Here is a 9,935-nt window from a genome sequence, read left to right on the forward strand (position 1 = left end):
GCCTGTCACTATTTTGAGCACCCAAACAGCAAATTGACGAAACCATCAATGTCAAAAAGACATTATTTTGGCTAAAAAATCAGTCTAGTAACAAATTGATTTTATTTTATATTTAATGTTTATAAGGAAACAAAAATAATTGGTTATATTGTCTGTCTTTTTATGACGTTAGAATGTGCCGACAACAGAGCGAGTTTGTACTTTATCTGGAACAAATTTGAGCATTCGAGCAAAGCAAAGATGACCTTGTAGCAGCGATAATCATAGCCGATGCGTTAAAACCAAGCGATGGTGGAAGGTAATATATAACGCGGTTGAATCTTCTTATTAGTTACTCCTAATCAGCTAATAAGAAGATTCAACTTATTGTTACATTTTGTTTTTTATTTCTAGATTTTCTATCGTTTATGCTTGTCTTTTAGTGTTTGCTTTTTTCTCTTTTTTTAATGTCTTTTTATTATCTTTATTGATTGTTTCAATTGACTTAGGTTTTATTGTCGCTTTTTTAGATTTTGTCTTGTTTTTTGGGGTTATCCATTCAAGTATAATGCCGTCTGTTTCGTTAAAGTCAAGTTGTAACGTTTGTACTTGAGTATTGTGATTATTCACATTTTGCAACAGTAGGTTCGATACGACTGGCAATATTTGTTGATTTAAAATACTATCAATATTACGTGCACCTGTATCGGGTAGTAAACAAGCTGACACTAGGGTATCGTAGAGTTTTTCACCGACATTAAACACGATTTTGTAGTGTTTTTGTAATCGCAAGGCGACTTTATTTAATTTCATTTCAACAATTTTGCGTAGTGCAACATCATCTAATGGTTTATAAATGACAGTTTGAAAACGAGCTAATAATGCTGGTTGAAAGTGTTCACGTATAATAGGGCGCAATAATTCTTGCTGTGTTGCAATATCAGCATTTGGCATTTCATCAAATAATGCCATTAATTCATCGCTGCCTAGGTTAGAAGTCATTAATATTAAGGTATTACGGAAATCAATTTCACGGCCTTCACCATCACGCATAAAACCACGATCAAATACCTGATAAAATAGATTCAATACATCACGATGTGCTTTTTCAACTTCGTCTAATAGTACAACGCTGTATGGACGCTTGCGAACAGATTCCGTTAAGATTCCACCTTGACCATAACCCACATAGCCAGGAGGAGATCCTTTGAGTTGTGATACTGTATGTGATTCTTGGTATTCTGACATGTTGATCGTAAGCAGTGATTGTTCACCACCAAATAGGGTGTCTGCAAGCGCCAATGCTGTTTCGGTTTTACCCACACCAGAAGGGCCAACTAATAAGAATACGCCCATCGGCGCATCTTCCGAGGTTAAACCTGTTTTTGCTGCGCGAATTCTTTTGGCAATTTCAAAGAGTGCATTATCTTGGCCCACGACACGCTGACGCAAATCATCTTCTAACATAAGCAAATGGTTTTGTTCATCTTTTAATAAACTGTCTAATGGAACGCCAGTCCAATCAGCAATGACAGAAGAGACAATTCGACTATCAACGTCCAGTGATAATAGAGGCGAGTTTTTTTGTAATTCACTTAATTTTTGTTGTGTTTCGATAAGTTGTTTTTGAATTTTCTGATCTGGCTTTGACGTTAATTTTTGGCGTAACTCAATTAATGTTTCAATCAGTTTTTTTTCTTTTTCAAATTGTGTCTGTTGAGTTGTTAATTTTGCTTGTAGCTCATCAAGTTGCAAATTAATTTCTGTTATACGATCTGTTGGTAGGTGTTCCCCCAGTGCTAAATCTGCTTTGATAGCTTCTTTTTCTATAGTTAATGAGTTAATTTTCGCTTCAAGCAGTGTAATGGATTCAGGAATTGTATCAAGCCCCATACGCACACGCGCTGATGCCGTATCAAGTAAATCAACGGCTTTATCGGGTAGTTGACGACCACTAATATAACGTCGAGAAAGTGAAACCGCAGTTTTAACTGCTTCATCTAATATATGTACGCCGTGATGTTCTGCATATCGCAATTTTAAACCACGTAACATCAGACTGGCCTTTTCGTCATCGGGTTCATCGACTTTAACGATTTGAAAACGACGCTCTAAGGCCGCATCTTTTTCAAAATATTGTTTGTATTCAGACCATGTTGTTGCAGCTATAGTGCGTAATTCGCCTCTGGCTAGCGCTGGTTTCAATAAATTTGCTGCATCAGCGCCACCAACTGAATTGCCAGCACCAATAATAGTATGTGCTTCATCAATGAAAAGTAAGATTGGCGTCGGTGATTGTTGAACAGCTTCAATCACATTTTTTAACCGTTGTTCAAATTCACCTTTTACACCAGCGCCAGCTTGTAGTAAGCCAAGATCAAGCATTAATATATTCACTTTTTCAAGATTTTTAGGTACATTGCCTTCTGCAATGCGTAGCGCAAGTCCTTCTACTAATGCTGTTTTACCAACACCGGGATCACCCACTAAAATTGGGTTATTTTTGCGACGACGTGATAAGATATCAATCATTTGCCTTATTTCACTATCGCGACCAAATACAGGATCGATTTTTCCTGTTTTCGCTTTTTCGGTAATATCTTCGGTAAATCGGCTAAGTGCTACTTGATAGTGTTTTTGTTGTGCTACTTGTTGTTGATTATTATTTAACTGTTTTGTCTTGTCGATATCATCATTTAAGTACAAGTGATTTGAGTGATATATGTGTTGATTGACTGCACTTTCATCCGAGGTCTCATCTAACTGAGCACGCATTTTTTGTAATGAAACAACTGATAAACTAAGTAGTTGCCATGCATCTTGTGCTTTTAGACAATGGGGCATCTCTTGTAGGGCTTGTAAAATATGTATTGAACGAATACTTTCTTCGTGATCTTCAAGCGAAGCCTTTAGCCATGCTGATTGTAATATTGCAATCAACGATGACGATAAACTTGGTTTTGTATTAACTGTGTGAGGTAATATCTCTAGATAATTCAATAATCCCTGCCAGATTTTATCCAAATCTAACTGATAATGCCTTGCAACCAATGAAATATCACCAGATCCTTGTTCTAATAATTTTAATAACCAATGTTCAATTGTGATTTCTGGATGTGTTCTGGTTTGGCATAATTCTGCTGACGCTTCAAGTGCTTTTGCGCAGAATGAATTGAGGCGTCTTAATAAAGCAGAAGGATCTGTAATCATTACTCTTCCTTTCATTATTTTATTGTTAATTAAATAATTGTTGATTCTGTCATTACAACAGAATCAACATAAATCACATTAAGCTCTACTTTCAACCCAGCTGTCTGAGTGAATGATATTGCCATCTTTGTAAGTCCATGTGATTTTTTCGTAACGTAATTCGATACGTTCTAGATGATTATATTGTTCTTTTGTTGGATCTTTAATATTGTGCATCTCTGGTTTTATAGACACAATTTTTACGTTATCCATTAATGTGTTAAAGTACTCAATTTCTTGACCTGCATCATTAATTTTGTACCATTTGATTTCCACAGATTTTAGGTTTTGACCTGTAGTTACGGCTTTGTAAAGATAAGGTGATGAAGCATCAACTTCTTTAACAAATTCGAGTGCTTTATGTACTCGTGTACCAGTTAATTTACCAGTATTACCGTCAGTTGGAATGTAGACTTTGTGATCAAACTCAACTACTTCAACACTCCCTTCTCGTCCGACTACAGTTACAGAACCTTTAATTTCTGCTCCGCCATCATCTTTTAAAAACATATACGCTGGAACTGCCATTGTTTTACTCCTTTTTTGTTTGTTAAAAATATTTAATTTTCATTTGCCAAAACACAATTTGACATTTGAGGAACTAAACTAATTTCTACTCGCCGATTTTTTGCGCGTCCTTCTAAAGTATCATTACTTTCTAACGGTTTTTTTGCTCCATTCCCTTGGATTGCAAAACAGGTTTCAGGGATATCGCTGGTTTTTATGATCCAGTTTCGTACAGCTGTAGCTCGATCAAGAGACAATTGAATATTCTTATTGTCATCTCCTGTTGAGTCAGTATGCCCTGCAATTAGAATGAGCCATCCCGTTCCTTGGTTAGCGTTTATCTGTTTCTTCATTTCAACCAATGCATTGATTAATATTTTGGTTGAATCAGATTTTAAGTTTGATTGCCCACTTTCAAATAGAGACAAACTATCCAAACGAATCACTGGAGGAGGATCTTTCATGATAACTCTTTCTTCTGTAACAATAATTTCTTTTGGTTCCGGTGGTTTAGCAATATAATCACTCATGGATATATTTAATGGTTCAAGTAATTGTTGTCCATGATAAAGTCCCATCCCTAAACGAATAGGCTCTCCTTGAGTTAAATATTGATTCAACATTGCTCTATCTTCTTTGAGCAACTCAAGCGCTTGTCGCTTTTCTTCATAACTGTCCATCGAAATTAAACGGTAATGTTGAATATCATTTTGTATTTGCTCCGAGAGTTTTATATTGTTCCAAAATGATGAACCCAAACATCCAATAATAAATAAAGAAGTAATTGTAATTAAGCCACAGATCAATGTCCCAATAGGTGAAAATGGGTAAGAGAGTGGCATAAATTTAACTAAAGAATCTGGTGGTGTTACGTTTTCTTCAATTTTATAGCTATTTGGTAATGGTAAAGTAGTGATGCTTTCCCATTGTTTTTGCATAATATTGTTATTTATAATGGATTGATTTATAGGATAAATCGCCATTGCTGTGGGTTTGCATTTAGCAATAGGCTGTTTTGTATCAACTAGTGTTGTTAAGACAATGTTTTCGATCCAAGATTGTGTTTCAGTTAAGAATGGTCTTAACCGTAATCGTCTTTCCCGCTCACTTGACGATATTTTTATATCATTAACCCAATTATTTAATGGCGATAAATAACGATCGAGTAGGAACAACTTGTGATCAACTAATTGAAACCAGTAAACAGGCAATGGGTTTTGTTCATCATAAATTAAATTGTTTAAGCCAATATGGATTGATAAGTAAACAGGTAATTTATATTTTGCGATTCTACATGTGTCTACCCATGACTGACGAAATGCCTGTAATTTAGCAATAAAGAATCCTTGTTTATCCTCAAGTTCAGGAGCTAAGGCAAGAAATATACCAATTCGCCCAAGCATATCCGGCCATTTTGCGACTAATGAATCATAAACAATGGATAAATGCGAAAACTCACCAACATATATCCAGACTGCCTCGGACGAAACCACAATATTCGATTCAGCTAACGATAAGTCCTCTGGGAAAAAGTCTTTAGCTGCACTACCTGTTACCAGTAAAATAGGCAAGCGGTAACGTTGTTTTGCCGGTAATAAATCAAGTTTCTGGGTTAAAAATTCAATATTTGTTGTTGATGAAGAAAGTAATTGCTGGTAATGTCGTATTTTCCATAATAACCCACCAGTAATAATTAGAATCAAAAAAGTAGCTATGATTTTCCAGCCAAAGGTTATTGGTAAAAAAACAAATAGTAGCAATATACTTAATATAGCTGCATAAACAATTTGGATTCGCTTAGGGTAATTACTCATAATATTCCATTTAACCAACAATTTTTCTAATCAAAATATCAAGTCGATAATCTAATATAAAGTAAAGAATAATACTCAAAACAACAGATAATGCAGTACAAGATAACAATATTGTTTTACGTCCTAGATAATGATAAGTTTTGGTTTGTTCTACAATAGGATGAGACTGATCTGGTTCATATTCTCGAACAGCTTCACGCAGAGCCAGAATCAAATGCTCTCGTTCCATTTGTGGTTTATCAAGATATCCACCTTGAAATCCGAGTCCAAGCACTCTATCAAAGCCACTTAATACGAATAAATCTTTTTTATCTTCTTTTAAGCGACCACGAATTTTTTCAAATAAATCATAACCAGCATTATGAGTGTTAAAAAATATGACTTGTAGTGGTGCTCCTAACCACTCATCATAGTTTTGGTTCTTGGGATTATCTCGATGGCAAAGCAATACAGTTTCATCTAATAATGCACATAAAGCATAACTAATATCATCAATCACATCTTGACTATATTGAGCGTTATATAGTGTCTCACGAACAGTGGTCACTTGTTGTTTACAAAGTTCATATAATTTATGTCCCGATGGAATATCTGCTTTTGCTTTTAGTTGTACAACAACCAATATTGAATCTCGTAATAATTCATCAATATCTATTGTTTGTGATTCTATACTCATAATCTTGATCCTATGACCGCAAAACAGCGAAAAGTTCTAATGAAATATCGGGCATTGCTCTTGGTACGTAAAATTCACAACATCGAGTAAGCAACATATTTTTTGCCGCGTTGTGTGATAGATCCAGTGCAAAGTACTGGTTTTCTAAACGCATAGGAATTGCAGCTGGAACGTGGCTAAGTGCTTTTATTGGAATACCTGATAATGCTGAATGTATAATTTGCCTTACATCATCTGGAGCCCCTGCTTTACATAATATTGGGAACTGGGATTGTAATTGGTGTCCAGGCATACTTGAACGTACAGAAAGATAAAAATCAGCATCTTCTACAAGACGAGAGTCGTTTAAGCGACCAGTCCAAAATGTATCTTTGTCATGAACTAAATCAATTTTAATTACTCGAGATGGTAAGCTCTCTTCTAATAAATTACGTACTAATCCAAATAGTGGAGGGAAGACTTCATTAAGTTTGTCATGTTGATAGGCTGGGATACTATCCATACCATTTTTTAATGAAAACGTTAACAATGCCCCCGTTAATGCAGTTAATGTTTTATAGAGGTTTTCTGGGTGGATTGTTGGATTATCACGTAAGAATTTAAGTTGAGGTTCAAACGTATTTAATGCATTTAAAAGCCAATATATAGATACATCTGCTATTGCAAATTCAGCCATTTGATCATTGCATTCTCGACGCATTCCCATTAAACGTTGGCGTTTAGCTTGAATTTGTATACATAAAAGTTCTAGTTCTTTTATTAATGTTCCACTTTGAGTAAACAAATTAATTAGCGGCGGAAGATAATCAAAATCAAGCACAAAACGACCGTTTAAGTCTCGCCTAAGATAGGCTATTGGGCATGTTAAATAATCGCTATGATCTTCAAAATCAAATAAAAAAGTTAGCGCATAACGTTCAACAGCAATGGTTTCAGTATTTTGTCCAAACAGATCAGTTACTTCAACCCATTCTTGCCGATAACGAAGGGGTCTTTCAAGCTGTTGGTTTTCTTGTAAACAATTTCCCCCGTTAGCTTGGAGTAACGGTATGCCGATCAATACAGTAACTTCTTCATGCTCAGGTGGAATGTCTGTATTTAATATTCTGGCATTGGGTAACTTATCTGCAGTATCGGTGTCAATTAGTACTCCATCAGGAAAACGAATACTAATTGATTCAGCCTGCAAACGATCGACTGTGAGTGCTTGCGTATCTATGACCGCCTTTTCAACTCCCCAAGGATTGGCTATAGTCATAGAAGCCAGTTTTTGAGAAGAAAACTGTTGCCATAATGCCTGCTGTTGAAATTGTTGAGGTGTCAAAAAGACACCTTCATTCCATAAAGGACGAAAAATTTTCATGAATCCTACCACCCAAATTTTTTGATATTAAGCTTTAGCTTTTGGCATCTGTGACACCATTGATAAATTAATATCCATTCCCTCTATTTGGAAGTGAGGAATTAAAAATGTCTTAACGCGGAAAAATCCTGGGTTATCTTCAATGTCTTCAACAATAACTTTAGCTTCTCGTAATGGATGTGAGGCTTGAACTTCGTCACTTGGATCGGTCATTTCGGTAACAAGATTGCTAATCCATTTGTTTAATTCTAGTTCAAGTATTCGGCGATCTTTTGTTGTTCCAATATTTTCTCGTTGAATTACTTTCAAATAATGAGCAATACGAGATAACAAGAAGATATATGGCAAACGTGCATTAATACGGCTATTTGCGGTTGCTTCTTTTGTATCATATAACGCAGGTTTTTGTGTTGAATTTGCCGAGAAGAAACAAGCATAATCTCTATTTTTATAAAAAGAAAGCGGAATAAAGCCCAAATTAGCAAATTCAAATTCTCGTGTCTCAGGAATAAGCACTTCAGTTGGAATTTTAACTTGATTACCCGTTCCTAAATCGTAAAGATGAATAGGTAAGTCTTCAACAAGCCCACCAGCTTGAGGACCACGAATTTGTACGCACCAACCATTACGAATAAAACTTTGTACCATATTGGCAGCAAAAGCATATGAAGCATTAGCCCATAAATAGCGGTTATGATCAACACCTTTGACATCTTCAATATAGTTAAAATTACGAACAGGAACAGTATCTGGGCCATAAGGTAAACGTGCCAGCACTCTTGGTAATGTTAATCCAATATAACGTGAATCATCTGTTTCGCGGAAACTGTTCCATTTTGTATATTCTGCGCGATCAAAATAATTTGAAATATCTTTAATTGCAGCAACTTCTTCCATGGTTTCTTTACCAAAGAATTTAGGGCCTACAGCGCCAACAAATGGCATATGCGCTGAAGCAGCAACTTTTGAGATATTACGTAATAAAGCAATATCTTGAGGATTGCGATCGAACTCATAATTTGAGATTGTTACACCAATAGGTTCCCCACCTGGGGTATCATATTCTTGAATATAGGTATGGCGATAAAAACCAGTTTGAATAATTTCTGGTGCATCTTCAAAATCTTGACGAAGCTCTTCTTTTGATACATCTAATAACTCAATTTTTACATTACGTCGAAAATCAGTACGATCTACTAAAAACTTTAAACCACGCCATGTTGCTTCAATTTCTTGGAACGTTTCGTTATGCATAATTGCATCTAATTGGCGGCTTAATTTTCGGTCAATTTGGCTAATATGATAATCTAATAAATGCTTGTCTAATTTTTCAACTTTTTGCGATGAGCTTTGAATCAATTTTAATAAAATATCAACAGCCATTGTAACGCGTTCATCTTGCGAGGTTTCAAATAATACATCATTATCTTCGTATTTTTCGATTTCACCTACTTTTTGGATTGGATTTAGATTTATTTTGTTAAACAGAGATTGGTAAACGCTACCATGATTTTCTAAAACAGTATTGCTTGCATTTTTTTGTTCTTTCTGTCCGCTCATTGTTTTTTCCTTATTGTTATTCAATAATGATATTTAATTTCGAAAGTGACTAGATAGTTTATTAAAATACTTATTTTGTGTTTTCAGATACAATTGATTCTAATTCAGCACGAAGCTCATCAGATAACTGTTCATCTTTTACTATTTTTTCTAGTTCGTAACGAAATGTAGCGTTATCCAGTAAGTTAGATTTCAAATCTCTTAATAAGTTACGCATAGCCAGCAAAGAACGAAGTTGAGGAATATTTCTTGCGACTTGTTCAGGTTTAAAATCATTCATTGATTCAAAAACAAGATCTACGCTGATGTCACTGCCGTCATCAGCAAGTGTATTTGGTACATTAATTTTAGCCGTTGGTCTAAACTCTTTTAGCACAGCATCAAAATTATTTTTATTGATAGAGACTTTTTCTTTTTCTGAAAGAGGACGTTTATCTTTACCTCGCCCATAATCACCAATAGATAAAATTTTTAATGGTAATTCAACTTTCTTCTGAGCCCCTCCAGTATGAAGATCTAACTGAATATTAACACGAGCAGGAGGGACTTCGTTTTGATAGCTATTTGACATACTTGATTCCTTATAGAACTAATAATTTAATAGTGTAATAATTTATGCAATAGAAACTACAAAGCATCTTCTTAATATTAACCTATCCTATTTTCTTTTAAATTACAATAAAATTACATAAAATTACACATTTTATAAAAAATTAACCAATTACACAAGTATAGATAGTTTTCAACACTTAACAAATCAGTAACGTTGTAGATGTAATAATTTAAT

Annotated in this window: 7 protein-coding genes; all 7 read right to left on the reverse strand. The window is 34.9% G+C overall.

Going from position 1 to position 9,935, the window contains the following annotated elements; genetic code table 11:
* Positions 1–405 precede the first annotated feature (405 nt).
* A complete protein-coding gene (gene tssH, locus GQ589_RS10865; RefSeq protein WP_160426146.1) occupies positions 406–3,189 on the reverse strand; it encodes a type VI secretion system ATPase TssH in 2,784 nt (927 codons plus the stop codon).
* A gap of 78 nt (positions 3,190–3,267) precedes the next feature.
* Entirely contained in the window at positions 3,268–3,756 is a 489-nt protein-coding gene (locus GQ589_RS10870) for an Hcp family type VI secretion system effector (protein ID WP_065590676.1), read from the reverse strand.
* Positions 3,757–3,788: 32 nt separating this feature from the next.
* Positions 3,789–5,549, reverse strand: a complete 1,761-nt coding sequence (locus tag GQ589_RS10875) for an OmpA family protein (RefSeq protein ID WP_160426148.1) — start codon at positions 5,547–5,549, stop codon at positions 3,789–3,791.
* A gap of 10 nt (positions 5,550–5,559) precedes the next feature.
* Positions 5,560–6,225, reverse strand: a complete 666-nt coding sequence (tssL, locus tag GQ589_RS10880) for a type VI secretion system protein TssL, short form (RefSeq protein WP_160426150.1) — start codon at positions 6,223–6,225, stop codon at positions 5,560–5,562.
* Between the two features lie 10 nt (positions 6,226–6,235).
* Entirely contained in the window at positions 6,236–7,588 is a 1,353-nt protein-coding gene (gene tssK / locus GQ589_RS10885; protein ID WP_160412322.1) for a type VI secretion system baseplate subunit TssK, read from the reverse strand.
* 27 nt (positions 7,589–7,615) lie between these two features.
* Positions 7,616–9,148 (reverse strand): type VI secretion system contractile sheath large subunit, encoded by a 1,533-nt coding sequence (gene tssC, locus GQ589_RS10890; RefSeq protein WP_160412320.1) that lies wholly within the window; start codon positions 9,146–9,148, stop codon positions 7,616–7,618.
* Between the two features lie 70 nt (positions 9,149–9,218).
* A complete protein-coding gene (gene tssB, locus GQ589_RS10895; RefSeq protein ID WP_160412318.1) occupies positions 9,219–9,719 on the reverse strand; it encodes a type VI secretion system contractile sheath small subunit in 501 nt (166 codons plus the stop codon).
* Between the last annotated feature and the right edge of the window lie 216 nt (positions 9,720–9,935).

It is taken from the genome of Gilliamella sp. Pas-s27 (assembly GCF_009795865.1).
In the GTDB taxonomy this organism is placed as follows: domain Bacteria; phylum Pseudomonadota; class Gammaproteobacteria; order Enterobacterales; family Orbaceae; genus Gilliamella.

Excerpts from the sequence above, each read along its gene's own strand:
- GQ589_RS10870 (WP_065590676.1), bottom strand. The coding sequence starts at position 3,756 with ATGGCAGTTCCAGCGTATATGTTTTTAAAAGATGATGGCGGAGCAGAA.
- tssB (WP_160412318.1), bottom strand. The coding sequence starts at position 9,719 with ATGTCAAATAGCTATCAAAACGAAGTCCCTCCTGCTCGTGTTAATATT.
- GQ589_RS10875 (WP_160426148.1), bottom strand. The coding sequence starts at position 5,549 with ATGAGTAATTACCCTAAGCGAATCCAAATTGTTTATGCAGCTATATTA.
- tssL (WP_160426150.1), bottom strand. The coding sequence starts at position 6,225 with ATGAGTATAGAATCACAAACAATAGATATTGATGAATTATTACGAGAT.
- tssH (WP_160426146.1), bottom strand. The coding sequence starts at position 3,189 with ATGATTACAGATCCTTCTGCTTTATTAAGACGCCTCAATTCATTCTGC.
- tssK (WP_160412322.1), bottom strand. The coding sequence starts at position 7,588 with ATGAAAATTTTTCGTCCTTTATGGAATGAAGGTGTCTTTTTGACACCT.
- tssC (WP_160412320.1), bottom strand. The coding sequence starts at position 9,148 with ATGAGCGGACAGAAAGAACAAAAAAATGCAAGCAATACTGTTTTAGAA.